This is a genomic window from Rheinheimera sp. B2H12, assembly GCF_059620065.1.
In genome coordinates this window covers 1043180-1068471 of record NZ_CM184363.1, presented here as the reverse complement: position 1 = coordinate 1068471, position 25292 = coordinate 1043180, and the positions used below count along the sequence as shown (strand labels likewise).

Here is a 25292-nt window from a genome sequence, read left to right as displayed (position 1 = left end):
CGAAGCCGGACAGGTAAAAATACATGCGTTGGATTGGGTGCTTATTGGTGGGAATACTGACTCTGGCGGCTTGCTCGCCTGCGCCGGAACCTGCTCATTTACATCAAATTTATCAGCGTGATAGCATCAGAATTGGCATTTTAAACGGCCCTACTAGCTACTTTGTCACGGCCGATGGTCCGACCGGTTATGAATACGAACTGGCCGTCGCACTGGCACAAAAACTTGGGGTGAAATTAGACCTCGTACCAAGCTTTCAACTGGAAGAATTGTTACAAAAACTCAACGCAGGCCAGGTGGATGTGATTGCCGCTGGCTCCACTGTCTCTGAAAGTCTGCGCCAGCAATACCGGTTAGCGCCGGCTTATCAGTGGAGCGATGAAGTGCTGGTGTTTCGTACCACAGAGCGAAGACCAAAAAATCTGACAGACATCACCGACGATATCGTGGTGATTAAAGGTTCCAGTCAAGCCGAGACCATGCTGGCAAAACAACAGCAACAACCCGGTTTGCGGTTACAGCTCAATGATATTGATGACGCCACCGAATTATTGCAACAGGTGGCAGATGGCAAAATTCGTTATACCGTGACCGATTCACATATTCTGGCGATTAATCAGCGTTTTTTCCCCAATATTGGCGTGGCGCAAGTGCTGAAATCACAGCAACCAGTGGCCTGGTTGCTGGCAAAAAATCATGATGACTCCCTGTTTAGTACCTTGGTCGAATTTTTTGGCCGCAGTTATGAAGCAGCAGAGCTGTTGAGTCTGGAAGACAAATACTTTGGCCATGTCCGCAAATTTAATTATGCCGACACGCTGGATTATATTGAAGCCATTGATAAAACCCTGCCCAGGTTTCAGCCGCTGTTTGAACAGCACTCAGGAAATCTGGACTGGCGACTGCTGGCTGCTATTGCCTATCAGGAATCACGCTGGGATCCCAAAGCGCGCAGTCCGCAGGGCGTGGTCGGGATGATGATGCTGACAGTTCCGACCGCCACCCTGATGAAAGTGAACAGTCGGGTCGATGCGGCGCAAAGTATCAGAGGCGGCAGCCGTTATTTACAAAGGTTATTAGACAGGATCCCGGAGCGGGTGAAAATGCCCGATCGGCTTTGGTTCGCGCTGGCCGGTTACAATATTGGTTATAACCATATCGAAAGTGCGCGGATGCTGACCGAAAAAGATGGCGCCGATCCGGACAAATGGGCTGAAGTGAAACAAAGGTTATCGTTGTTGCGCCAACGCAAGTATTACAGTCAGACTCAGACCGGTTATGCCCGTGGTGATCATGCGGTGTATTATGTGGAGAATATCCGCCGTTATTACGATACTCTGCTGTGGGTCGACGAGAAAAAACAAACCGAACTGAAAATCCAGCAGCAAAAACAAAAGCTGGCAGAACAATATGCCGAACAGTTGCCGATGGGACCAGTGCCAAACCCGGCAACATCAGACAACAGCAAAACTGTGACTGAAAAAAAGTCGTCGACCAAAACTATCAACAACATCCCTAAAAATGGCCAGCGCCAGCAATAATCGCAGCCAGCTCAAGGTTCTGCACTGTCACAGCACCTTTAGCTAGCGGCGAGCCTTGAGTTCGGCGTGGTCGCTGTTTATAGTGTTGTTATGTTCTATTCAATCACCCATTCAACCAGAGTTCGTTAAATGCTTAGAAGAAAAAAACCTAAGATGCTGAAAAAGCGTCGGATCATGGATGTCAGTGCAGTACGGCGCCGGATTAAACGTTGTGTTGCTGTGATGAAATTACACCGCCGGCAACGTAATTATCAAACCCTGAATCAGCACGAGACTGCGTTATCCTGAACACAACCCGGTTTCACGCACGGTAAGCTCAATTCGATCTGAGCTGTTCAGCTGTTATGAAGTGTTCCCCTGCCCCAGCGCAGCCGGCTTGGTTGCCAGTTCAGCTTTTTGCAACGCCTTAGCCGCTTTTTGCTCACGACGCCTGCGCTGAAAAAACGCTGATAACTTTGCACCACATTCGGCCGCCAGCACGCCGGACTCAACCTGCAACTGATGATTCAGCACTGGATGTCTGACCAAATCCACCACAGAGCCGACTGCTCCGGTTTTGGCATCAAAAGCGCCAAACACCAGCCGCTTCACCCGGCTGTGCACCAGCAAGCCAGCACACATAGCACAAGGCTCTAAGGTGACATACAAAGTGGTATCCAATAGCCGGTAGTTTTGCAGTTGTTGCGCCGCTTGTCGGATCGCCAGCATTTCAGCATGGGCGGATGGATCATGCTGGCAAATCGACAAATTCCAGCCTTCTCCTACCACCTGATTATCTTTCACCAGCACAGCCCCCACCGGAATTTCGCCAGCCTGTTCGGCTTTATCGGCCAGTTGCAACGCATACTGCATCCAATGAATGTCCTGGCGTTGTTGCATGGCTAACAATTCAGATGGCTCAGCAGCAGCGACAATTGGCAAAGGTGGCTTCATCAGCATTCAGGCTCCGGACGACACAGCAAGATACAAATTTTACCACTGCGGCATGATAAATTTGACTACTATTTGGTGTAGCAGCTAATTTGGCTAGAACAGCTTAAATTAACCTATTGTTTTATATATGAATAACATTTGGCATAAGCTTTGCTAAACAAAATCTGTTGGCAAAATTCTGCCCAAAATCAATGAAAGGAGTATAAAAATGGACGGTGGTCTGATTGCTTTTGCTGCGGTCGTTGGTGGTTTTGGTTATGCCTTTTATGAGCAACACACCAAAACCAAAATTAAGTTGCATACCAGCAGCGCTGGCTCTGAAGCGTTAAAACAAGAAATTCAGGACTTAAAACAGCGGGTCGCGACACTGGAAGCCATAGTGACGGATAAATCCTATAGCCTAAAGCAAGAAATTAACAAACTGGCTTGATGCCACGGCCGAAAAACCAAGCTGAAAGCAGCAATGAAATCAGCGCTGTTTGTCGGCGCAGGCTCGATTGCCACCAACAGGTTGTCACCATTCAGTTGACAAAGCGACGGCGCAACCACTGCAACATGGGTTGCTCAAGATAGCGGTAACACAGCAGCGCAGCCAGTAAGGTTAATCCCAAACTGGCAGCGGCAAACAGCAATGGATGGCCTTGTGGCAACAAACTGACACTGACTTTATAACAGGCCGGGATGGTTAGAATTTGCAGCAAATAGATACTGTACGAAGCATCCCCCAACCGCTTTAGCCAAGCTTGCTGGTAAGCTGGTGCCAGCACAGCCCCTAATACCAGCAAAAAGGCTGGCAAGCCCCAGCTCAAAGTGCGGTGCAGCGGCAGCGCTTGCACGGCCGGGATTAAACTCAATAACAACAAGACGACTCCGCTGAGCAATAACCACAGCCCGGCGACGGCTGACAGACGATAGCTGTGATAAAGCCAGGCCGCCAGCATGCCAAATACAAATTCCAGCAACATCCACTGACCGGTCAAAGCGGCGACAACAGCCAGCACAACGCTGAGTATCGGCAATAACAACGGGCCGGCATTCAGGACTAAAGTGCAGCCAAACAACAAATAAAACAGCATTTCCCATTCCAGCGTCCAGCCGACAAAAAGCACCGGATACAAACCAGTGAGCCACTGCGCACTGAAAAAAAATGACGCCAGCACCCAGTCCGCTTGTAAATTCAGCTGCCGGAACAAGGTTGGAAACAGCCACAGCAACAGCACCACCAGCAGCGTCAGTAGCCAGTACAAAGGCACAATTCGGATCAGTCGCTGCCGGAAAAAAGCCAGGGCGGTTTTTGGTTGGCGCAACTGGGTGTGCAGCATAATAAAACCGGAAATGACAAAAAAGATATCCACGCCATTTTGGCCCCAATCCTGCAACAAACGAAACCATGGCAAGCTTTGCTGATAACCAGTGGCGCTGACGATAATATGGAAAATCACCACATTAATAGCAGCAAAAGCCCGCAGATGCTGAAGATTGGCAATCATATTGTGTTGTCATTCCTTGATGTTGCCGAGTCGGCGGCGCTCTGGCACTGAGCGACGATGATACCGGATGTTCTGTCAATCTGAGCCACAGCTTGTGGTTTTTTCTGCTGCCAACGTCCGATGCAACAGTCAAAGTGCCGTCATCTGCTGTACATGGGTCAGACAGCACAAGCACAAAAACCAGCATCAGCCTTGGATGACGCCGGTTTTGGCTTATTTGCACTATCCTGTCATCGTGCTCAACCTGTGCCCGCAACACCGGCTGCCGTATTTTCCTTGCCTCAGATCTGCGACTGCAACCCTTGCATCCAAAACTGACTCAGCTCAGCAGCGGACATTGCAGTGGCAGGCAGTAACGGCTCAGGTTGTGCAGAAAATATCTTCTTCGCTATCTGCCTTCCAACCAATTGGGCTGCAGTGGTCTTCGCTTGCCTGCGTTGATAAAAGCCTTGCAAAGCGGCGTCCAGCGCTTCGTTCTCCATCAATAAGCGGGCAAGATGCCATGCATCTTCCAGCGCCTGACATGCCCCCTGCCCAGAGGTCGGCAACGAAGCATGGGCAGCGTCTCCGATCATCAGAACATTGCCTTGATGCCAGTAGGGAAGAGGGTCAATATCATGCACAAAAATGTGCTGAACCGATGCGCTATCACAGGACTGCAACACCTGTTGGATTGGCTCGGGCCAGTGCCGAAAACGCTGCTGTAATTCATCGTACCAGGCAGCCGCCGGCCTGGCCCTGCCAACCGCGGTGTTCCAAGCACCCGCCCAATAGCAGCAGCCATGGTTCACCGGCACAATGCCAAAACGCTCGCCTGAATCCCGGTAGTCATGGATCACATTCTCAAAGGCCCCTGCTCGCGGCCAACTCACGCCAATGACATTGACAAACCCATGATAACGAGGCGTCACTTGCTGCGGATACAACACTTGGCGCACGACCGAATTCATCCGCCCGTCGGCACCGACAACCAGGTCAAATTTCTGGCCTAATGCCGTCACACCCGCTGCTGTGATGGCGCAGTCAAACTTGATGTCCACCCCGAGGCCATCGAGCGCACCGGCCAATAACCTCATGAGTTCACGGCGCAATATTGTCACACTGGTAAAGCCGCAGCGTGCGTTGACTGTCGTGATATCGAACTCAGCTCGCAGCACGCCATGCCGGTCAAATTGTCGCATCGAGCCTGGCACGCCGCCCACCTGCATGATCTGCTGGTCTAGCCCCAACTGCTGCATCACAAACATGGCATTGGGCCATAACGTGACACCAGCGCCCAGCGACGAAACGCAACTGCCACGTTCAAACAGGCTGACCTGATAGCCCCGTTGCTTTGCGAGTATGGCCAGCGTCAACCCGGCAACCCCGGCACCAACGATGGCAATTTTCTTCGTTCGGATCATCAGCTTTCTCCCGATTATGAAACTAGTTCGAGATTGTAATAAAGTCCAAATTCGTGATAAATATGGCTTTATTGCAATGTTAATCTCATTTTTCGGGATAAAAATGCTAGAAAAGGTCGAACTGCAGTGGTTGCTTTGCTTCCAGGCTGTCTATGAACAACTGAGCTTTAAGCTCGCGGCTGAACAACTTCAGTTGCCAACATCCAATGTCAGTCGGCATGTCGCCTTGCTGGAACAACAGCTGCATGTGCGATTGCTGGAACGTACCACCCGCAAGATGATTCCAACGGCTGCAGGTACAAGGCTGTATCGAGCTATAACCCCACTGACCCAGGCCATGACTGATACTCTGGAAGAAGTATCGATGTTGGGAGATTCGTTATCTGGCCACCTGAAAATCATTACCCCGGATCTGCCATTCATGGCGGATATTCTGGCAGATTTTTGCCTGCAACATCCGCAAATACAACTCAGCTGTGATACCCAACTGGACCCAACAGACGGGCTGCTGGCAGGATTTGATCTGGTGTTACGTTTTGGCCGTGGGCCGCTGGAAGATTCTGGCTGGGTCGCCAGAGAAGTCCTGCGCTGGCCAAGTTGTGTCGTGGCTGCACCAGCACTTCTGCAACAGCATCCAGCGCCACAATCACTGGATGCACTGACCAATGTCCCCTGTATTACCACCATGTCAGTACTGCAGGGCCTGCCCTGGCGGTTTAAGCAGGGCCAAACCGTGCAAGTGCGCTCCAGCTATAAAGTGAACAGTGGTCAGATGGCCAGAGCCGCTGCCATCAAAGGGCTTGGTTTCGCCATTTTGCCCCTTCATGCCTGCCAGGCAGACATCGCCCAGGGCCGCCTGGTCAACATTGATTGTCACTGTGAACCCGAAGATTTGGTGTTATATGCGCTTTATTCCGGCAGAAAATACCCACAGCCCAAAGTGAAAGCATTTTTGCAACAACTGCAATTGGCACTGGCGCAGTGAGTTGAACCGCCAAAGTGAGAGTTCCCTTAACTGGCGCCCCCTTAACTGGCGCACCATAAAAAAAGCCCGCATTGAAGCAGGCTTAGAGATACTTGAATACAGAGTGGTGCCGGTTTATACCGGATCTGGGATTACTCCCACTCAATAGTCGCTGGTGGTTTGCCAGAAACGTCATACACCACGCGGGAGATGCCGTTGACTTCATTGATAATCCGGTTAGAAACATGACCCAGCAGCTCATAGGGTAAGTGAGCCCAGTGTGCTGTCATAAAGTCCACCGTTTGGACAGCGCGCAGTGACACCACCCAGTCATATTTACGGCCATCGCCCATCACACCGACAGATTTCACTGGCAGGAAGACGGTAAAAGCTTGGCTGACTTGTTCGTACCAACCGGATTTATGCAGTTCTTCAATGAAGATAGCATCGGCTTTACGCAGTAAATCACAGTATTCTTTTTTCACTTCACCCAGCACCCGCACACCTAAACCAGGTCCAGGGAAGGGGTGACGGTACAGCATATCGTACGGCAGACCAAGCGCCAGACCGACTTTGCGAACTTCGTCTTTAAACAGTTCGCGCAGTGGCTCGACTAGACCCATCTTCATTTCGGCCGGTAAACCACCGACGTTGTGGTGCGATTTAATGACATGGGCTTTACCTGTTTTGGAGGCCGCCGATTCAATAACATCCGGATAAATAGTTCCTTGGGCTAGCCATTTGGCATTGGTCAGCTTTTTCGCTTCTTCGTCGAAGACTTCGACAAAAACCCGACCGATGATTTTACGTTTGGCTTCAGGTTCAGCTTCACTGGCTAAAGCATTCAGGAAACGGTCTTCAGCTTTGACATGAATAATGTTCAGGCCAAAATGGTCGCCAAACATATCCATCACTTGCTGGCCTTCGTTTAACCGCAATAAACCGTTATCAACAAACACACAGGTCAGGTTTTTGCCGATAGCGCGGTGTAACAGCATCGCCACCACAGACGAGTCCACGCCACCAGACAGACCTAAAATCACCTGATCATCACCGACTTGTTTTTTGATATTGGCAATCGCATCGTCAATGATGGTGGCCGGAGTCCATAGCTTTTCACAGCCACAGATATCGACTATAAACTGTTCCAGCATCCGCACGCCCTGGCGGGTATGGGTGACTTCAGGGTGGAACTGCACGCCATAAAACTGTTTGGTTTCATTGGCCATCGCCGCATGCGGGCAAGTTGGTGTCTGCGCTGTGGTGACAAAACCGGCTGGGATTTCCACCACTTTATCGCCGTGGCTCATCCAGACATCCAGTAAACCATGGCCTTGCTCGTTCAGATGATCTTCAATGCCGGCAAACATCGGATTGTTGGCAATCACTTCAACCTGCGCATAACCAAATTCACGTTTATCAGAGCTGGCCACCTTACCGCCCAGTTGCTCTGCCATGGTTTGCATGCCATAACAAACACCTAACACTGGCACATTGGCTTCAAACACATACTGCGGTGCCCGTGGTGAACCTGCTTCAGTGACACTTTCAGGACCACCGGATAAAATAATACCGGTTGGATTAAATTCGGCAATTTGCTCAGCAGTGACATCCCAGGCCCAAAGCTCACAATAGACGCCAATTTCACGGACTCGACGCGCGATTAACTGGGTATATTGCGAACCGAAGTCGAGGATCAGAATACGGTGGAAATGGATATTTTTGCTCATATCAACCTTGTATCGGTAACGGGCTGGTTGGCACCAGCCAAAAAACGATGCTGGCATGCACCAGCGAGAACAACGCCGACATTGCTGCCAGCGCTTTATCCCCGTCATCCTTGAAGCTGCGGGGTTGTTGGCCGCTTTCACTCACCCTAATCGCATAGCTCACTATGCTCATAGGGATTCGTTCAATTGCCGCCTACCCGCATCATCAATGATTTAGGGGATATCATTAGCCAATCCGGTAGTTTGGCGCTTCTTTGGTGATTTGCACATCATGCACATGAGATTCACCCATGCCAGCCGAAGTGACTTTCACAAACACCGGTTTCGTGCGCAGGATATCGATGGTGGCACAACCGGTCAGCCCCATTGATGAGCGCAGACCCCCCATTTGCTGGTGAATGATATTTTCGATTGGACCTTTGTAAGCGACACGGCCTTCAATCCCTTCCGGTACCAGTTTCTCGGCGTTATTGCTGCCCTGGAAATAACGGTCAGAAGAGCCGTTACGCTGTGCCATGGCGCCTAAGGAGCCCATACCACGGTAAGATTTGTAATAACGGCCCTGATAGAGTTCAACTTCACCTGGTGCTTCTTCAGTACCGGCAAACATCGAACCGACCATCACACAATGGGCACCCGCCACTAAAGCTTTCGACACATCCCCAGAGAAACGGATACCGCCGTCGGCAATAATACAGACGTCCGTGCCTTTGACCCCTTCAACAGCATCAGCGATGGCGGTAATTTGCGGGACACCACAACCTGTCACAATCCGGGTGGTACAAATCGAACCTGGACCAATGCCGACTTTGACGGCGTTGGCACCCGCTTCCGCCAGCGCTTTAGCGCCTTCAGCCGTTGCCACGTTACCCGCCACAATTTGTAAATCAGGGTAAGCGGCCCGAGTTTGTTTCACCCGGTCAATCACGCCCTGCGAGTGACCATGCGAGGTATCAATCAGCAGGATATCAACACCGGCTTCAACCAATGCAGCGATACGCTCATCAGTGCCAGGACCAACACCGACCGCAGCTCCGACCCGTAACCGACCAAATTCGTCTTTACAGGCATTTGGCTTGCTGGCCGCTTTGTAATAATCGCGAACAGTGATTAAACCTTTTAATTTAAAGTCGTTATCCACCACCAGCGCTTTTTCAATGCGGTGTTTATGCATCAGCGTCAGGGCGTCCTGGCGGGGTGAATCTTCATGCACTGTCACCAGGCGCTCGCGCGGCGTCATCACAGAAGCGATAGCCGCCTGCGGATTAGTTTCAACGTTTAAATCACGGCCTGTGACGATGCCGACTAAGTTGTTGTCCGCATCCACCACCGGGAAACCGGAAAAACCGTGTTGGGCAGACAATTGTTGCACATCACGTACCGTCTGTTCTGGCCGCACTGTGACAGGATCACGCACCACACCGCTTTCGTATTTTTTCACTTTACGAACGTTGGCAGCCTGCTCTTCAATGGTCATGTTTTTGTGGATAAAACCCAGACCACCTTCTTGCGCCAGGGCAATAGCCAGACGTGCTTCGGTCACTGTATCCATCGAGGCGGAGACCATCGGGATATTCAGAGTGATTTTGCTGGTCAGTTGAGTCCGCAGATCTGCGGTATGGGGTAACACTGTGGAGTGCGCTGGCACAAGTAACACGTCGTCAAATGTGAGCGCTTCTTTCACGATCCTGAGCATTGCAACAATCTCTCTGTGTGAGTTAAAAATAGGGGAATGTTGCGGAGCTATTTTAGTCGCTTTTGCGACTTGTCACAACGCATTTTTTAGTTTTGTGCTAGATTAGGCCAAGTTTGTTGTTGCGTCGTGGTTTAAAACAGCCTTATGTCTCAAGCCGATATCTACACAGTGTCGCGGTTAAATTCCGAAGTTCGCCTGACGCTGGAGCTGCAATTCCGCCAGTTATGGCTGGTAGGTGAAGTGTCGAATTTTGTCGCCGCCAGTTCCGGCCATTGGTATTTTTCCCTGAAAGATCAGGCCGCCCAGGTCAAAGTGGCGATGTTTAAAACCAGCAATCGCAATGCGGTGTTCATGCCACGCAATGGTCAGCAAGTGATGGTGCGGGCCCGCATCAGCGTGTATGAGCCACGCGGCGAATATCAGTTACTGGCAGATTTTATCGAACCGGCCGGAGACGGTTTATTACGTCAGCAATATGAGCAACTGAAAGCCAAATTAGCCGCTGAAGGTTTGTTTGCGCCAGAGCGGAAAAAACCATTGCCGTCCTCAGTGCAAACTGTTGGCGTCATTACCTCGCCAACCGGCGCTGCCATTCGTGACATTCTGACGGTGTTACAACGGCGGGCACCGGGCTTGGGCGTGATTATTTATCCATCCTTAGTGCAAGGAGCCCAAGCTGCCCCGGATTTAACTGCGGCACTGCAACATGCCATCCAGCGCCTGGAATGTCAGGTGCTGATTATTGGCCGTGGTGGTGGCTCGCTGGAAGATTTATGGTGTTTTAACGACGAAACGCTGGCGCGGACTATTGCCAATTGCCCTATTCCTATTGTCAGCGCCGTCGGGCATGAAATTGATTTTTCCATCAGTGATTTTGTCGCTGATGTGCGCGCGGCTACCCCATCCGCCGCCGCCGAACTAGTATCACCGGATCAACAGCATCAACTGCAACAGTTACAGCAACAACAACAGCGTTTGCACCAGGCGATGCGCCAGCGTCTGGCCAGCGCCAGCCAACAGTTACTGCATCAAAGCGGCCGTTTGCAACGGCTCCATCCGGCCAGGCGGGTACAGCAACAGCAACAACGGCTGGATGAACTGCAGATCCGGCTGACCCAGGCGATGCAACAACAACTGCAACAGAAAAAACAACAGTTGCAGTTACAACAAACCGCCCTCAGTCTGGTATCACCGCAACAACAATTACAACGCCAACAGCAGCAACTGCAGATGCTGTCGCAACAACTGCTGCGAAGCTGGCAGCAACAGCAACAACGCCGCCAGCAACAATGGCAACTGCTGAGCAGCCAGTTACATACCGTCAGTCCGCTGGCCACGCTGGAACGGGGCTACAGTATCGTATTCAGTACCGAAGACAGTGCAGATGGTACCAGCAAAGTGAAAGGTGCGGTGCTGAAAAGTCAGCAGCAAGTTCAACCTGGCCAGCTGTTGCAGATCCGGCTGGCCGACGGTGAGCTGAGCGCCAGAGTGGAAAAGACCAGCTCGTAGCGCTGGTTATGCCGCCAGCCATCGATACAATGCTGGGCTATTTCTTTACACCAACTTACATTTTCTCAGCAAAGCCATAACAGTCAAACGATGTAGTCCTGAGTAACCTGCTGTTAACTAAACAGGAGGTTCAGTATGTTTCATTGCAAAAGCTGGCAACCGATGGCACAAGTATTCGCTCTGATACTTGCCACCCAATTGCTCAGCGCCTGTGGCGATGATGATGACAATGTCAAAGCTCCTGGTTTGGATGGCGTTTGGCAGAAAACCGGTTACGGTCAGCTCTGGCAAATTGAAAAGCAAAAGCTGGTCAGTTTTTATCACAACAAATACGGTTGTGTAAAAAGCGATGAATTCAGTCATACCAGTGGTGAGCAGTTGCTGGCAAAACTGACCTTAAGCGCCGATGGCGATCAATTCAGCATGCCCAATGATGGCGGTTATATCGGCCAGTGGAGCCGGTTAAAACAACTGCCGCTGTCTTGTCAGCAACCGCTGAATGGTCATCAGAGCGCCAGCGTGAATTTTGAATTTTTCTGGCAGGATCTGCAGCAGTATTATCCATTTTTTATCGAGCGCCAACTGAACTGGCCACAATTGTATCAACAGTATGCGCCTTTATTCGCCAATGCCACGGCGGAGCAGGAACTGCAATATTATCAGCAGATTTTGCTGCAATTTCAGGATGCGCACCTGAGCATCAGTACCCAGCAGCAGGACCTGCTTTCGATTGCTCCCAAGGGTTTACTTGCCAGCGTCATGCAACAAACCGATGATCTGACCGAAGCAGTCGCGCTGCTGGCCGAATACCAACAGCAGTTACAACAACAAACGGATAGTTTTCTGCAAGCGCCGGGCTTACAACATGCGGTCACGGTGCCGCATGCTGCGTTTGGCTGGCTACCGGGTGATATCGCTTATCTGCGGCTGGATCAGCTCTATCAGTTTACCGCACGGCAGGATCAACATCCGGCCGACATCGTGCTCGGACTGACTGCCGATCTGCAAGGTGCAGATGCACTGATGCAGGAATTTAAGCAAAAATTTGCCAGCAGCAAAGCCTTAGTGCTGGACCTGCGTTTTAACCAAGGCGGTCATGATGCCATCGCATTGCAACTGGTCAGCCATCTGAATAACCAGGCCAAAACTGTCGGTTACAAAGGATTACGCAGTGGCAGTTTGCAAGCCGTCACCTTAGCGGCCAGCAACAATCCTTATCTGCAGCCAGTGATAGTGCTGACCGGTGGTATGACCACCAGCGCAGCGGAAATTATGACCCTGGCACTCAAAGCGCTGCCACAGGTCACTGTGATAGGTGAAGCCACCCAAGGTGCCTTGTCCGATACCATGCAGCGGACGATGCCAAATGGCTGGCAATTAGGCTTTGGTAATGAGTTATATCTGGATGCCAATAAACAATTGCTGGAAGTCAAAGGCGTCACTCCGCATCTGAGTGCCGCCGCCTATTTAAGTCAGGATCAGGCCTTTGGCAGCGTGACGGCACTGGATCTGGCGATGCAACAGTTACAACAACCAGCGCTGCAAAGCCCGGATCAGGCGGCGATACAGCAGCAAATCAAAGCTTTCCGGCAACAATTTAACCAGCCCGGACTGGCAGCCGCAGTGATCCGCAACGGTAAAGTGGTGGCCAGTTTTGCCGATGGCCTGGCAGATATCGAGCAGCAAAACCCGATGACAGCAGACACACCAATACTGGTGGGTTCCCTCAGTAAAACCGTCCTCGGCACTTCGCTGGCACTCAGCGCCATTGAGCCGGATAGCGCCTTGCCTGCACTGCCATTTCGCATCGACTGGCCTACCCCCCATCAGACAACGTTGAGCTGGCGTCAGCTGGCACAACATCAGTCGGGCATTGTTGATCAGGAACTGGCGCTGATGTGCAATATTTATCTGCTGCAAGATGGCAGCAGTCTGTTGAATTTGCTCAGTGATCAGGATCCGGCATGCCCGACACCGCTGACCGGACAGCAGCAGTTACTGCGTAGTTATTTATCCAGGGATGGCCAATGGTATCAACCCAGCAACTTTATCAACCCTGGTGAGGTGCAATACAGCAACATAGGAGCAGCTTTATTCAGTGAAGCATTTGCCAGCCAGACTGGCACTGATATGGCAAGCTGGTCGACACAACAAATTTTTAACCCGCTGAAACTGCAGAATACGTTTTGGCCAACCGCAGACGCCACCACAGCTGCAGCCGCCACTTTGTATATTCCGGACGGCCAAGGCGATTTATTGCCGTTACCCCCTTATGCGTCCTCAGATTTTTATGCAGCTACTTTACATAGCTCAGCCAATGACTTAGCCCGTTATCTGGCCGCGGTCGTCAGCGACAAGCCGCAATACCCATTACCAGGTCTGACGGCATTGCGGCGTCAACTGTTATTAGGTCTGCCCCGGCAAGGCCAACCAGCCGGGCATTCGGCTTTGTTCTGGCATCAAAGCGGCGACTATATCGGCCATGACGGTTTACTCATCGGCGCCCAGAGTCTGATGTACTACAACCAAGCAACCCAAACCGGCGTGGTGCTGCTGCTCAATAGTGACGGCCGTTACTGGTTATCCCCTTCCGCCGACAAAATTCAGCAGTTTTGGCAAGCCCATCAGCAATTAGCCGGCCAGTTGTATCGGTATGGCTTGAGTAGATAACCCGTAGGCTACAAGCCCTTTTATTGTTTTCAACTTGATGCGACTGACGGCCAAACGGACCCGGTCACTTACTTTGTACAGGAAAAATCTGATGTTTCACCATGCCATCTTCAATTATGTTCATAGCTCTCTGGGTCACCCTAGAGCAGACTCGACTCAACGCGAAACGTTGGGGCAATCCGCCATGGTGCCGGCCTTAACAAGTATTGCCGCCACATGCAGGAATGCCGCGACGCGGCAAGTTCAGCCTCATCTGCAATTAGCATCGCTCACAGCACCGCTCACAACAGAAGCTGCCCAGATGTTTGGGACTCATATCCCCAAACATCCAGAGCTAAAACCGGGTCTGTTGGCGCTCATGCTGGCTTGTTACTGCGCTAGCGGCAGCGCTGTGGCAGCTAGCGTACCTCCAGCCATCACTGATGAAAATGCCACATCAAGGCCTGCCAATGTCCTGAATGAACACATTGAAGTGCGTGGTCAGAAGCAACAGGATCTGACAGAAGTCACCCCACAAACCGCCGAATTATTAGCTGTTGCCGGGGTGATGAACGACCCGCTGACGGCAGTCTTCAGTCTGCCTGGTGTCATTTATGCCAATGGCGATTATGGCGGTCAACCGGCGGTGCGTGGCTCATCACCGGATGACAATGCGTTTTTAATTGATGGTTTGCCCGCAGGCTATTTATTTCATATGTTTGGCAACAGCATTCTGAATGAAAATCTGCTGCAGGATTTTCAACTGCATCCGGCGGCTTTTGGTGCTGAGTATGGTAATGCCATCGGTGGGGTCTTTGCCGCACAATTAAGAGATCCGCGGGCGCAGCAACTGGGCGGTGTGGCTGATTTGAGTTTTTTACAAACCGGCATCCTGCTGGAAGGCGAAATCACTGAAAACCAGCGTTTTTATACATCCTGGCGTCAAAGTAACCTGCAGTACTTTTTTGGCGAGGGTGATGAACTGGTCGACGATGTCACTTTTTATCAGGCGCCAACCAGCTCAGATTATCAGGCCCGCTATCTATGGCAACCTGACGATCAGCATAAACTGACGCTGACGGCGGCCGGCGCCAGCGATAGCGCCAAAATCAGCATCGCGAAAAACTCTGAGCAAGGCCGCACCGATCCAGACACTATCGGCGACGCCCGGCTAAAAACTAACTTTCATAGTCAGTTGCTGCAATATCAGTGGCAACCCAACGCCAAGTACCAGTTGCAGCTCAGCTTGCAGCAATTGAACAATCAGGAGGATAGCGGTTTTGGCGACCAGCAGTTTTTACGTTTTAAAGACCAAACACGCACGCTGCAACTGAAAAACCACTGGCAGTATGCCAGTGCGCACCAGTTGCAGTTAGGATTGTCGCAACAACAGCGTGACGTCGACTACAGTTTTGATCTGATCCCCTACTTTTGTACCGATCATCAACCTGATTGTTTTGGCCAGCGCGGCGAGCGGATACAACAACAAGACGACATCGATTATCGGACCGACAGTGTCTTTATCACGGAACACTGGCAACTGGCTGCTGATTGGTTATGGCAGCTTGGCATGCGGCTGGAGCAACAAAATTACCGACTGGAGCGGGAAAAATTTGCTCTGCCCAGAACCAGCCTGAGCTGGGATGCCACCACAGCGCTCAGACTTGAACTGAAAGCCGGTCGCTACAGCCAATTTGGCGAACTGGAGCAAAAAGTGCCGGTGTTGGGCAATCCCGACCTGCAACAGCCGCTGGCCAATCACCTGGCACTGGCAGTGCATTACCAACTGGCGGATGATTGGTCACTCAGTGCCGACAGCTATCTGAAAAAAATGACCAGACTGCCGCTGGCGCTGACGGAACAAGACGCAGATCAGGCCAAACATTATAGTAATGACAGTTCCGGCCGCGCTTACGGCGTCGAGTTACTGCTGAGAAAGGAGCGCAGTGATGGCTGGCATGGCTGGGCGTCGCTCAGTTGGTCCAAATCCGACCGTACCGATCAGCGCCGCCAACTGACCACGGCTTATTATCTGGATACACCGCTGGTTGCCAATATGGTGTTGGATTATCAACTGAATGCACGCTGGAATTTAAGCGGCCGGCTGACTGTTCGCTCTGGTGCCAAATACACCCCGATTATCGGTAGCAAACCGCATCCATACCAGCCTGGTTACAGGGTCGCTGTCTATGGTGCTCATAATTCAGAAACCTTGCCAGTTTACCATCGGCTGGATCTGCAGGCCGATTATCAGTCCACCTTGTTTGGTTTACCTGTGACTTACAGTTACGCCATATTAAATGTGCTGAACCGGAAAAATATCTCAGGCTATTACCTGATGGCCGGTAAAGACGAGCTGGCGCAGAGTTATCAGATTGAAGCTGAAGAAAATATCGGTATTTTCCCGTCTATTGGGCTCAAACTGCAATTCTGAGGTTGTGATCAAGCGGTAAAATAATTACACTTTTTAAACATTATTCACCGGGCTGAACAGCTATCATCCAGCCCGGTTTATTGAGCAACAAATAACAGCCCTTGCTGGCTGATGTGACGGAACACGGATGCACTACCTTCGCTTTATCACTTATCTGCGTCCTGTAATTCGGCAGTGCCGGCTGTTGTGCTGGCTGCTGCTTGGCAGTTGCAGCTCACAAGCGCTGGCCGCTGAGCCAGAATCAAGCAGGATGAGCCGTTGGTTCGACGATTTTGAAGGCACAGTGTATCTTGGTGTTGGCAAAGGCTTTCATCAGACATTAGTACCAGGCCTGGAAGACCAGCTGCACAATGGCTTGCTGTTTGTGCTGACAGGTGAGTTGAAATGGCGTAACTTTTTTATTGAGACGCCATTGCATCGCAGTGGCGCAAATTTTTATAGCGCTGCTTTTGGCTACCGTTTTTATCAACAGGACAACCACAGCTGGGACCTGATTGCCAGCAACTACAATATCTGGTTACCTGATAACAAAGTCAGCACCGCTACGCCGCAATTGAGTGGTTTACACATCCGCGATGCCGATTCGGTGAATTCGCTGCGTTATCAGTATCAGTGGCGACAGCATTTATTCGGCGTTGAATCCGGCGTTGATGTGCTGAGTCATCAGGGCATTATCAACCGACTGAGTTACAGCTACCTCTGGCCTTGGCGCAATCTGGATATCTACCTCAACGCGGCGCTCACCTACGAATCGAACAAAGTGGTGAATTATTATTACGGCGTCAGCGAGGCGGAAAGTCGGCCTGACCGCCAAGTGTACCGCTCTGGCGCAGGCCTGAAAACCCATCTTGGCCTGTCGGTGTTATATCCGCTGGCCGAAAATTGGCAGTTAGATGGCAGCATGGGCCTGAATCTATTCAGCAGTCAGTATCTCGACAGTCCGATCGTCACCAAAAAACAGGAATATATGGCGATCCTGATGGTGCGTTATGTGTTTTAGCCGTTACTGTTGGCTGTTGTTGCTGGGTCTTATCACAACAAAAGTGCTGGCGGTAACGCCTGAGACGGACTTTGCGGCCAGCACAGAGCTGCAGGTCACGCCGGATAAATGTATCAGTCTGCAACAAGGCCGTACCTGTTATAGCAAAGTGACCGCCCGTTGGCGCAGCGAAACCCCACTTGATTTGTGCCTGTTTATGCATGACCGGCAATTACATTGCTGGCAGCAACAAAGCAGCGGCACATTTCAGTTTGAGTTTGCCGCAGAGCAAAGTGCGTTGCTGCAGCTACGCCAGCAGCAGCAGGTGGTGCAGCAGGTAATCATTGAAGTGAACTGGGTGCATAAAGCGTCCAGGACCAAACGCCACTGGCGATTGTTTTAGGAGCTGTGATGACACAGTACGGCCGAATTTTACTGGTAGAAGATGATTTATCGCTCGCCAACTGGGTGATGGACTACCTGCAGCAAAAAGGTTATCAGGTGCTGCACCATAGTCGTGGTGATACTGTGCTCGCGGCGATGCCAACATTGCAGGTGGATTTAATCTTGCTCGACCTGATGCTACCAGGTATCAACGGCCTAGAATTATGCCGGCAGTTACGGCAACACCATCAACTGCCTATTCTGATGCTCACAGCGCAAGGCGAAGAAATGGACGAAGTGCTGGGTTTGCAACTTGGGGCGACTGACTATCTGATTAAACCAATCCGACCCAGAGTGCTATTGGCCAGAATTGAAGCGGCACTGCGTTTTCGGCACCAGCCGGCCACCTTCGAAAGCCCTAAGAGCAATCCGGACCTGTTACAGTTTGGCCACTTACAGATTTGTGCCAGTGCCCAGCGGGTGTTGCTGCACAATGAAGAGCTGCATCTGACCAGCACAGAGTTTGCTCTGCTGTGGTATCTGGCGGATCATGCCGGTCAAATTTGTAGCCGGGATCAAGTCTTTATGGCGCTCAAAGGCCGCGAACATGACGGTCTGGATCGTCGCTTTGATGTGATGGTCTCCATTCTGCGTAAAAAGCTGGGCGATGATGCCACCAACCCAAAGGGCATCAAAACAGTCTGGGGTAAAGGTTATCTGTTTGTGGCGGATGGCTGGTGATGACCAAGCTGCAGCGCCACAGCGCAGTCCCCCGCCACCAGCTCGCCAGCCAAGGCCGCAGCAGATGCTGAGGTTATGGCTCAGCCTGATGCTGTCAGCCATTTGTGCTTTGTTTCTGCTTGGCACAGTGTTAGATCAACTGGCAGGCCAGACTGAACCCACAGCGACGGCTGATGAGCGCTTGTTTCCGCTGTTGCTGCAGCAACTGACACAAAGCGCGAACCACAGTCGAAGCACTGAGCTTGCCAGCCTGATGGCGCAAAGTGGCAGCGACTGGCAATTAGCCATCAGTCTGGAAGCCGCGGCCAGCCTGGCATTACCGCCACAGCTGCAGGCAGAGCTGTCTCAGCCCAATGGTTTAACTTTGTCGGCTGATGATCATCAATATGTGTTAAAAGCCTTAACGGCACACCCGGACTGGTTGCTCAAAGTGCAGTTACCAGCTGAAGCCGAACCCCATCCGGCAGATTTATGGCTGACCTTGTCGTTATACGCCGGCATTTGTCTGATTATGCTGTTCTGGCTGATGCCACTGACCCGGCGTTTGTGGCTGTTAAGCCAAACCGCTCAGCGTTTTGGCCAGGGCGATTTGAGTGCCAGGTTGCCAGCGTCCGCCTGGTCTTACACCCCGGCACTGGAACAGAGTTTTAACCAGATGGCAGACCAAATCACCCAGTTATTGGCGGATAACCAACTGCTGGCCAGCTCGTTATCCCACGATTTACGCACGCCGCTGGCTTGTTTTCGCTTTGGTTTGGAAGCGGCGCAGGAAAGCAAGCAACTGCAGCAAAAAGATCTGTACCTAAAAAGGCTGGAACAGGATTTAGATCGGATGGAAACCATGGTAAATGCCTTTTTGGAATACGCCAGTTTATCCCGTCAGCAGCAACAACTGAGTTATACCGAATTAGATCTGCAAAGCTGCTGTCGTCAGGTCGCACAGCAATGCCAGCCGCTGTTACAACAAAAACTGCAGCTCAGTTTGCAATTGCCGCCACAACCAATTTTGCTGAGTCATGCCAATGCCCACTGGCTACAACGTGCACTGTTGAATATATTGCATAACGCCTGCCGCTACGCCCATAGCCAGATAGTACTGGCGTTGCAGCTGCACAATCATGAAGTTTGGCTGATCATCAGTGATGATGGCCCTGGTATAGCACCAGCAGACTGCGAACGGATTTTTCAGCCTTTTGTCCGGCTTGGCTCCGAGGCGACAACGCCAGGCCAGCCACAATTTGGCCTGGGTCTGGCGATAGTGCAACGGGTCGCCAGCTGGCACCAAGGCCGGATCTGCGTCAGTCGCAGTGCTTTGGGCGGCGCTAGTTTTTGTTTGCAATTGCCATTGCGGTAGGGATATCTATTGGCGTAGACAGGTCGCTGTTTTTGCTGTGAACTCAGCTGGGTTTTCTGCTGTCAACACAGCTTGGTTTTGCTGTGAACACAGCTCGGTTTTTTGCTGTCAACACAGCTAGATTTTGCTTGCAGCATGCTGATTTTTAAAAGCATTTCGCCTTTGGCGAGTTTCTTTCTTTTATCAATGCCTGCGGCATTGACCCTTCGGGCCGGCAGAGCCGTTCAAATGCTAAAGCATTTGTGCTTCGCCAAAAGAAAGAAACCAAAGAAAAGGCGACCCCGGGATCGCTCGAAAGCCCGCGATAAAAGCAATGATTTGAGGCGCTGGGGCAACTCGCGGGCTGCTAGCGTCAGCCCGCTCAAACACTCCCCAGCTTAAAACCTCAAACCAATGCTTTTATCACGGCTCGCTGGACGGGGCTGAAAAACGGAAAAGCGATTTGGTGATAGTACACTTTGTGCCAGAAGCGGAAATTCGGCGTTGTAGTAAATACCTATTCATCACTCCCTTTATTCGCCCAAACCACTTGATAAGTTCCCAAGTATCCATCTAGTGTAAAATCAAGAACAACTAGCGTATTGCCAGCATAACCTTTATCGGATTCAAATTTACTCATTTCAGAAAAACCTGTTGAAATAGAGGTGCATCAGAGTTAGTTTGATACGGGTAAAAAAATACTGAAAGAAGGCAAAAAAATGTTCAACTTGCGGGCAAACAGCCTTTGAAAATTGATTGTTAAACGAACAGTAGATTACTAAGTATTATTGGAATCAGATGTTTATTACAGACCTTATTACCTATAGCACTGTAAGAATTGAATGTACCTTTTCCGGCAGGACAATTGGAACGGGTACTGGTTTCTTCATGAATCTATGCATAGAAGAAGATAAATATATCCCAGTTATTGTGACAAACAGACATGTTGTAAAAGGTGCTTTGACAGGAAAGTTTTGTCTTACGCGAAAGACTAGTGACAATAAACCAGATATTGGTAATTTCAGGTTTTTTGAAATAGATAGGTTTGAGGAACAGTGGTTCTACCATCCAAATGTTGATTTGGCTGTAATGCCAATTGCGCCCTTATTGACACAATCAGCAAGTGAAGGTGAGAGCTTCTTTTTTTCACCCCTAGCCCCAGAACTCATACCTACCGAGGATGAGCTAAAAGATATGCCTGCTATGCAGGAAATAGTAATGGTGGGTTATCCAAACGGTATTTGGGATTCGGTAAATAATCAGCCTGTATTCAGAAAAGGAATCACAGCTACGCATCCCGAGCTTGAATATAATGGAAAACCAGAGTTTCTTATCGATGCAGCATGCTTTAATGGATCTAGTGGCTCACCTGTCTTCATTCTTGATATCGGTAAAGTTACAACTCGCAGCAGCGGAACGACTATTGGCCCTTCTAGAATAAAGTTGTTGGGTATTTTATATGCAGGACCTCAACATGTCGCGTCAGGTGATATTCACACTGTCGAGGTTGGCACGAAAAAAGATATGGCATTTACGGCAATACCAAATAATCTAGGAAACGTGATTTCATCAAAAGCGTTACTTGATTTCGAACCACAGCTAAAAGACTTGGCTACGAAAGGGAGACGCCCTGGTCGCATGGATCCTTGTCCATGTGGTAGTGGTGAGAAGTATAAACGGTGCCACGGAAAAATCGTTTAATAAGCCGAAGCAAGCGAACTTGGCAAAGCTGGTGTTTTGAGCTTTAATCGCACTTTAGCTCAAAGTGAGCTTTTGGCCCCGTAAAGTGAGCCGCTTTAAAATCAATGGTTTGAGGTTTTAAGCTGGGGAGTGTTTGAGGCCGCCGACGTTAGCGGCGGCCGAGTTGCCCCAGCGCCTCAAACTATTGATTTTATTGCGGGCTTTCGAGCGATCCGGGGTCGCCTTTTGTTGGTTACTTATTTTGGCGAAGCAAAATAAGTAACTCGCCGCAGGCGAAACGCTTTTAAAAGCAGCCAGCTGCAAGATAGGAAAAATCAGCCCTTAGCTGCAAGCTAAACCAAAAAGGTTACCCTTTGGTCTGCCCTGGTTTTTTCTTATTCGCCAAATTAGCGCGGGCTTTTAATAACCGCTCGCGTTTATATTGCTGATTTGGCGTCAGCGTATTGCGACGCTCGGCAAATGGGTTGTCGCCGCCGCGGAATTCAACCCGTACTGGCGTGCCCATCATCTGCAGTGATTTACGGAAGTAATTCATCAGATAACGTTTATACGAATCCGGTAAATCTTCCACCTGATTACCGTGGATCACAATCAATGGCGGGTTATAACCACCGGCGTGGGCATATTTCAGCTTCACGCGACGGCCTTTCACCAGTGGCGGTTGGTGATCTTCCTGCGCCATGGTCATGATTTTGGTAAGAAGCGCCGTGCTGACCCGACGAGTGGCCGAATCAAAGGCTTCTTCGACCGATTCAAACAAGTTACCCACGCCTGAACCATGCAGCGCCGAAATAAAATGCAAGCGGGCAAAATCAATAAAGCCTAACCGGCGGTCGAGTTCACGTTTGACTTCATCTTTGATGCCATCATCCAGCCCATCCCATTTGTTCACGGCGATCACCAGCGAACGACCAGCATTGAGGACAAAACCTAAAATGCTTAAGTCCTGATCAGAAATACCTAACCGGGCATCTAACACCAGAATAACGACGTTAGCATCTTCAATCGCCTGTAAGGTTTTGATCACCGAGAATTTTTCGACCACATCATCAATTTTGCCGCGCCGGCGCACACCGGCGGTATCAATCAGGGTATATTTGCGCTCGCCGCGCTCCATTGGGATATAAATCGAATCACGGGTGGTGCCAGGCATATCATAGACAATGACCCGTTCTTCACCCAAAATACGGTTGGTTAAGGTTGATTTACCAACATTAGGCCGGCCAACAATTGCTAGCTTGATATGTTGATCCCGCGCCAGTTTTTCCGCGTCTTCATCGACAGGTGCAGGCTCTTCACCCGCAGCAAACGCCGCCAGCCGGGCGGCTTGTTGTTCTGTTAACAACGGCACTAAAGCTTGTTGTAATAAGTTGGTCACACCACGGCCATGGGCCGCTGCAATGGGGTACACTTCACCAATGCCCAGGCTGTAAAAGTCGGCAATGGCGGTATCCGCATCCAAACCATCAGTTTTATTCGCCACCAGGAACACGGTTTTGTTGATACGGCGAATATGATCGGCAATAGCGGTATCAGCCACAGTGGCGCCAGCCCGGGCATCCACCATAAACAGCACGACGTCTGCTTCATCAATAGCCCGCAGCGACTGCTCCGCCATTTCCAGCTCAATGCCTTCTTCACTGCCATCGATACCACCGGTATCGACCACAATAAACTCCAGACCTTCATAATCGACAGAGCCGTATTTACGGTCCCGGGTCAACCCTGGAAAATCCGCCACTAAAGCATCGCGGGTGCGGGTCAGACGGTTAAATAATGTAGATTTGCCGACATTCGGACGGCCAACCAGGGCGACTACCGGTAACATGTAAATTCCTCAATACACAATAACTGCCCGCAGGCAGCCGGATCCAAGCTCTGTGGCTGGATCCCGAATAAAAAAACAGGCCTGTAAACAGGCCTGTTTCTGTCATTTAATACAGTCAGCCTTATTCCGCAGCTGGTGTGCTTAATAAAGTCAGTTCACCATTACGGCTTTGCAGCAATAAATAATCTGCACTGCTGATAGCTTCGGCATAAAAGCCCGAGCTGTCAAATTCATGCCGGGCCAGATATTCGCCAGTGCGTTTATCAAACCAGTGCAAATTACCTTCGTTATCCCCCACTACAATGTAATCTTTGTACACGGTAGGTGCGGTGACAAAATGTTTATGCAAGGTCAGCTGCGCCCACAACTCGGTACCACTGCGTGCATCTACTGCATACAGCTTGCCTACAGAATCAACCAGATACAGCACGTTATTTTCATAAGCCATGTCGCGGAAGGTGGCATATTCCCTTTTCCATAACGGCCGGCCGGTGCGCAATTCCAGCGCCACCAGTTGACCATTATAAGCAATGGCGAAAATTGTACCATTTTGCACGATTGGTGTCGCATCAACATCGATGATCCGGGCTAAATCAGTAGCACCTTTTGCCACAGTGACCGCTTCTTCCCAGGCCGGCACGCCTTTATCAGAGATGAGCACCCCGACTTTACCGTTACCTGTCCCGTAAATAACACCACCGCTTTCAACAGTCGCTGAACTGATACCACGCAAGGTCAATAAGGCGTTTTCAGTTTCATGCATCCAGCGTTGTTCACCGGTATCCGGATGCAAGGCAAAAATACGACCGCCACCTGTAGTCACAATAATAAAACCATCACCAGCGACCGGCGCTGCTAACACTTCCCCACTGACTTTGGCCGACCAGATTTTCTCACCGGTTTGTGGGTTTAACGCCAGTACATCACCATCTTCAGTACCGACCAGGATCTTGTCATAGCCAACACCGACAGCACCACCAATTTTCGCCGTTCTATTATTCCACCAGTGACTGAGGCCACCAAACAGCGGCGCATCGTCACCATCGCGTAAATCAATAGTCCAAACGGTATTGCCGCTTTCCAGCTCAATCGCTTTGACCAGGCCATCACGACTGGCTGCATAGACTTTATTATCAAAAATGACCGGCTTGAGCAGGCTGTCATAGTGATCAATACCACTACCAACAGAACTGCTCCAGACTTCTTTTGGCTCAACTTTGTTGCTGATTTCCGGCAACACCAGTTCTTCTTCATCTTTTGACGAACAGGCGGTTAACACCAGCGCCAGTAACAGCGGTACACCCCAAGGGCGAACAGATAACTTCACATCGACCTCTTAACCAGCAACATGGGCCAGTTCGTTCAATTTCACCTGTAACAGTGGGTTTTTACCGGCTTCAGCGGCGGCCAGTGCAGCTAAATAGGCCGCTTTAGCTTTCACTTCATCCCCTGACTTGACCAGCACATCGCCTTTCAGCTCTTGCTGCTGGGCAACAAAGCTTTCCGGTAATTTCGCTTCCAGCGTTTTTAACGCCGCCGGATAGTTGGCTTGTTCAGTTTGCACCCGCGCCAGCCGTAACGTCGCTACTGCCAGCAGTTCCGGCGCTTTGGTATTGGCCAGCACCCAGCTCAGTTGCTTTTCTGCCACGGCGAAATCTTTGGCAAAAGCCGCTTCTTTGGCCGCCAGCAACGCCGTCAGTACGGCATAATTACTGCCACTATTTGCTTCAATAAAAGTTTGCGCCGCCACTAACCAGGCTTTTTTATCAGCGCCTTCAGCACTGTTTTGCTCAATCAGGTTGGCATATTGCGAAGACTGCGCTTCAATTTGCGCGAGCTGATTGGCCTGGTAATGACGAAAACCGTATAAACCAGCCAAACCAATGGCAATACCCGCCAGAATAGACATACCATTCTGTTTCCAAAATCTTTTCAGCGCTTCGACTTGTTGTTCTTCGTTGCTATAAATTTCCATCC

The 25292-nt window shown here is 50.6% G+C and carries 22 protein-coding genes; 12 read left to right on the top strand and 10 right to left on the bottom strand.

What is annotated here, in order from left to right:
* Positions 1 to 47: 47 nt before the first annotated feature.
* The gene (gene mltF / locus AC53GJ_RS04740; RefSeq protein ID WP_496731388.1) at positions 48 to 1541 is read left to right on the top strand and encodes a membrane-bound lytic murein transglycosylase MltF; all 1494 of its coding nucleotides are present in this window, start codon (positions 48 to 50) and stop codon (positions 1539 to 1541) included.
* Between the two features lie 129 nt (positions 1542 to 1670).
* Complete coding sequence (locus tag AC53GJ_RS04735; protein WP_496731387.1) at positions 1671 to 1829, top strand: hypothetical protein; 159 nt, start codon at positions 1671 to 1673, stop codon at positions 1827 to 1829.
* 54 nt (positions 1830 to 1883) lie between these two features.
* On the opposite strand, the gene tadA is transcribed toward AC53GJ_RS04735, so the two are convergent.
* Positions 1884 to 2420, bottom strand: coding sequence for a tRNA adenosine(34) deaminase TadA (gene tadA / locus AC53GJ_RS04730; RefSeq protein ID WP_496732765.1), 537 nt, complete (start codon positions 2418 to 2420; stop codon positions 1884 to 1886).
* Positions 2421 to 2682: 262 nt separating this feature from the next.
* Between tadA and AC53GJ_RS04725 the strand changes: the two genes are divergently transcribed.
* Entirely contained in the window at positions 2683 to 2904 is a 222-nt protein-coding gene (locus AC53GJ_RS04725; RefSeq protein WP_496731386.1) for a coiled-coil domain-containing protein, read from the top strand.
* Between the two features lie 91 nt (positions 2905 to 2995).
* Here the strand turns inward: AC53GJ_RS04725 and AC53GJ_RS04720 are convergent, their stop codons facing one another.
* Together AC53GJ_RS04720 and AC53GJ_RS04715 are read right to left on the bottom strand one after the other, a co-directional pair.
* Positions 2996 to 3964 carry an acyltransferase family protein gene (locus tag AC53GJ_RS04720; protein WP_496731385.1) on the bottom strand — a complete coding sequence of 323 codons (969 nt, stop codon included), beginning with the start codon at positions 3962 to 3964 and terminating at the stop codon, positions 2996 to 2998.
* Positions 3965 to 4245: 281 nt separating this feature from the next.
* Positions 4246 to 5367, bottom strand: coding sequence for an FAD-dependent monooxygenase (locus tag AC53GJ_RS04715; protein ID WP_496731384.1), 1122 nt, complete (start codon positions 5365 to 5367; stop codon positions 4246 to 4248).
* Between the two features lie 103 nt (positions 5368 to 5470).
* On the opposite strand from AC53GJ_RS04715, the gene AC53GJ_RS04710 reads away from it, so the two are divergent.
* Positions 5471 to 6352 carry a LysR family transcriptional regulator gene (locus tag AC53GJ_RS04710; RefSeq protein ID WP_496731383.1) on the top strand — a complete coding sequence of 294 codons (882 nt, stop codon included), beginning with the start codon at positions 5471 to 5473 and terminating at the stop codon, positions 6350 to 6352.
* A gap of 131 nt (positions 6353 to 6483) precedes the next feature.
* On the opposite strand, the gene guaA is transcribed toward AC53GJ_RS04710, so the two are convergent.
* Genes guaA through guaB form a run of 3 tightly spaced genes read right to left on the bottom strand, consistent with a single transcriptional unit; the run spans position 6484 to position 9757 of the window.
* Positions 6484 to 8061, bottom strand: coding sequence for a glutamine-hydrolyzing GMP synthase (guaA, locus tag AC53GJ_RS04705; protein WP_496731382.1), 1578 nt, complete (start codon positions 8059 to 8061; stop codon positions 6484 to 6486).
* A gap of 1 nt (position 8062) precedes the next feature.
* Positions 8063 to 8233, bottom strand: coding sequence for a hypothetical protein (locus AC53GJ_RS04700; protein WP_496731381.1), 171 nt, complete (start codon positions 8231 to 8233; stop codon positions 8063 to 8065).
* A 54-nt stretch (positions 8234 to 8287) separates the two neighbouring features.
* The gene (gene guaB / locus AC53GJ_RS04695; protein WP_496731380.1) at positions 8288 to 9757 is read right to left on the bottom strand and encodes an IMP dehydrogenase; all 1470 of its coding nucleotides are present in this window, start codon (positions 9755 to 9757) and stop codon (positions 8288 to 8290) included.
* Between the two features lie 144 nt (positions 9758 to 9901).
* Here guaB and xseA point away from each other — a divergent pair, with 144 nt between their 5' ends.
* The 7 genes from xseA (at position 9902) to AC53GJ_RS04660 (ending at position 19807) form a co-directional block, all read left to right on the top strand.
* A complete protein-coding gene (gene xseA / locus AC53GJ_RS04690) occupies positions 9902 to 11266 on the top strand; it encodes an exodeoxyribonuclease VII large subunit (protein WP_496731379.1) in 1365 nt (454 codons plus the stop codon).
* 135 nt (positions 11267 to 11401) lie between these two features.
* Positions 11402 to 13936, top strand: a complete 2535-nt coding sequence (locus AC53GJ_RS04685) for a serine hydrolase (protein ID WP_496731378.1) — start codon at positions 11402 to 11404, stop codon at positions 13934 to 13936.
* 301 nt (positions 13937 to 14237) lie between these two features.
* Positions 14238 to 16349 (top strand): TonB-dependent receptor plug domain-containing protein, encoded by a 2112-nt coding sequence (locus AC53GJ_RS04680; protein ID WP_496731377.1) that lies wholly within the window; start codon positions 14238 to 14240, stop codon positions 16347 to 16349.
* 127 nt (positions 16350 to 16476) lie between these two features.
* Positions 16477 to 17349 carry a MipA/OmpV family protein gene (locus AC53GJ_RS04675; protein WP_496731376.1) on the top strand — a complete coding sequence of 291 codons (873 nt, stop codon included), beginning with the start codon at positions 16477 to 16479 and terminating at the stop codon, positions 17347 to 17349.
* Positions 17339 to 17731, top strand: coding sequence for a DUF3019 domain-containing protein (locus AC53GJ_RS04670; RefSeq protein ID WP_496731375.1), 393 nt, complete (start codon positions 17339 to 17341; stop codon positions 17729 to 17731). Before AC53GJ_RS04675 ends, AC53GJ_RS04670 begins: the two co-directional genes overlap by 11 nt.
* A gap of 8 nt (positions 17732 to 17739) precedes the next feature.
* Positions 17740 to 18453 carry a response regulator gene (locus AC53GJ_RS04665; protein ID WP_496731374.1) on the top strand — a complete coding sequence of 238 codons (714 nt, stop codon included), beginning with the start codon at positions 17740 to 17742 and terminating at the stop codon, positions 18451 to 18453.
* A 64-nt stretch (positions 18454 to 18517) separates the two neighbouring features.
* On the top strand, positions 18518 to 19807 hold the full coding sequence (locus tag AC53GJ_RS04660) for an ATP-binding protein (protein ID WP_496731373.1): 1290 nt from the start codon (positions 18518 to 18520) through the stop codon (positions 19805 to 19807).
* 496 nt (positions 19808 to 20303) lie between these two features.
* Here AC53GJ_RS04660 and AC53GJ_RS04655 read toward each other — a convergent pair whose 3' ends face one another.
* Complete coding sequence (locus tag AC53GJ_RS04655; RefSeq protein ID WP_496731372.1) at positions 20304 to 20426, bottom strand: hypothetical protein; 123 nt, start codon at positions 20424 to 20426, stop codon at positions 20304 to 20306.
* Positions 20427 to 20584: 158 nt separating this feature from the next.
* Between AC53GJ_RS04655 and AC53GJ_RS04650 the strand changes: the two genes are divergently transcribed.
* Positions 20585 to 21487 carry a trypsin-like peptidase domain-containing protein gene (locus AC53GJ_RS04650; RefSeq protein WP_496731371.1) on the top strand — a complete coding sequence of 301 codons (903 nt, stop codon included), beginning with the start codon at positions 20585 to 20587 and terminating at the stop codon, positions 21485 to 21487.
* Between the two features lie 346 nt (positions 21488 to 21833).
* Here the strand turns inward: AC53GJ_RS04650 and der are convergent, their stop codons facing one another.
* From der to AC53GJ_RS04635, 3 genes are all read right to left on the bottom strand, one after another.
* Positions 21834 to 23315 carry a ribosome biogenesis GTPase Der gene (gene der, locus AC53GJ_RS04645; protein ID WP_496731370.1) on the bottom strand — a complete coding sequence of 494 codons (1482 nt, stop codon included), beginning with the start codon at positions 23313 to 23315 and terminating at the stop codon, positions 21834 to 21836.
* Positions 23316 to 23436: 121 nt separating this feature from the next.
* On the bottom strand, positions 23437 to 24642 hold the full coding sequence (bamB, locus tag AC53GJ_RS04640; protein WP_496731369.1) for an outer membrane protein assembly factor BamB: 1206 nt from the start codon (positions 24640 to 24642) through the stop codon (positions 23437 to 23439).
* Positions 24643 to 24651: 9 nt separating this feature from the next.
* Positions 24652 to 25290 (bottom strand): YfgM family protein, encoded by a 639-nt coding sequence (locus tag AC53GJ_RS04635; RefSeq protein ID WP_496731368.1) that lies wholly within the window; start codon positions 25288 to 25290, stop codon positions 24652 to 24654.
* Positions 25291 to 25292: the final 2 nt, after the last annotated feature.

Excerpts from the sequence above, each read along its gene's own strand:
- AC53GJ_RS04735 (WP_496731387.1), top strand. The coding sequence starts at position 1,671 with ATGCTTAGAAGAAAAAAACCTAAGATGCTGAAAAAGCGTCGGATCATG.
- tadA (WP_496732765.1), bottom strand. The coding sequence starts at position 2,420 with ATGCAACAACGCCAGGACATTCATTGGATGCAGTATGCGTTGCAACTG.
- AC53GJ_RS04725 (WP_496731386.1), top strand. The coding sequence starts at position 2,683 with ATGGACGGTGGTCTGATTGCTTTTGCTGCGGTCGTTGGTGGTTTTGGT.
- AC53GJ_RS04720 (WP_496731385.1), bottom strand. The coding sequence starts at position 3,964 with ATGATTGCCAATCTTCAGCATCTGCGGGCTTTTGCTGCTATTAATGTG.
- AC53GJ_RS04715 (WP_496731384.1), bottom strand. The coding sequence starts at position 5,367 with ATGATCCGAACGAAGAAAATTGCCATCGTTGGTGCCGGGGTTGCCGGG.
- AC53GJ_RS04710 (WP_496731383.1), top strand. The coding sequence starts at position 5,471 with ATGCTAGAAAAGGTCGAACTGCAGTGGTTGCTTTGCTTCCAGGCTGTC.
- guaA (WP_496731382.1), bottom strand. The coding sequence starts at position 8,061 with ATGAGCAAAAATATCCATTTCCACCGTATTCTGATCCTCGACTTCGGT.
- AC53GJ_RS04700 (WP_496731381.1), bottom strand. The coding sequence starts at position 8,233 with ATGAGCATAGTGAGCTATGCGATTAGGGTGAGTGAAAGCGGCCAACAA.
- guaB (WP_496731380.1), bottom strand. The coding sequence starts at position 9,757 with ATGCTCAGGATCGTGAAAGAAGCGCTCACATTTGACGACGTGTTACTT.
- xseA (WP_496731379.1), top strand. The coding sequence starts at position 9,902 with ATGTCTCAAGCCGATATCTACACAGTGTCGCGGTTAAATTCCGAAGTT.
- AC53GJ_RS04685 (WP_496731378.1), top strand. The coding sequence starts at position 11,402 with ATGTTTCATTGCAAAAGCTGGCAACCGATGGCACAAGTATTCGCTCTG.
- AC53GJ_RS04680 (WP_496731377.1), top strand. The coding sequence starts at position 14,238 with ATGTTTGGGACTCATATCCCCAAACATCCAGAGCTAAAACCGGGTCTG.
- AC53GJ_RS04675 (WP_496731376.1), top strand. The coding sequence starts at position 16,477 with ATGCACTACCTTCGCTTTATCACTTATCTGCGTCCTGTAATTCGGCAG.
- AC53GJ_RS04670 (WP_496731375.1), top strand. The coding sequence starts at position 17,339 with ATGTGTTTTAGCCGTTACTGTTGGCTGTTGTTGCTGGGTCTTATCACA.
- AC53GJ_RS04665 (WP_496731374.1), top strand. The coding sequence starts at position 17,740 with ATGACACAGTACGGCCGAATTTTACTGGTAGAAGATGATTTATCGCTC.
- AC53GJ_RS04660 (WP_496731373.1), top strand. The coding sequence starts at position 18,518 with ATGCTGAGGTTATGGCTCAGCCTGATGCTGTCAGCCATTTGTGCTTTG.
- AC53GJ_RS04655 (WP_496731372.1), bottom strand. The coding sequence starts at position 20,426 with ATGAGTAAATTTGAATCCGATAAAGGTTATGCTGGCAATACGCTAGTT.
- AC53GJ_RS04650 (WP_496731371.1), top strand. The coding sequence starts at position 20,585 with ATGTTTATTACAGACCTTATTACCTATAGCACTGTAAGAATTGAATGT.
- der (WP_496731370.1), bottom strand. The coding sequence starts at position 23,315 with ATGTTACCGGTAGTCGCCCTGGTTGGCCGTCCGAATGTCGGCAAATCT.
- AC53GJ_RS04635 (WP_496731368.1), bottom strand. The coding sequence starts at position 25,290 with ATGGAAATTTATAGCAACGAAGAACAACAAGTCGAAGCGCTGAAAAGA.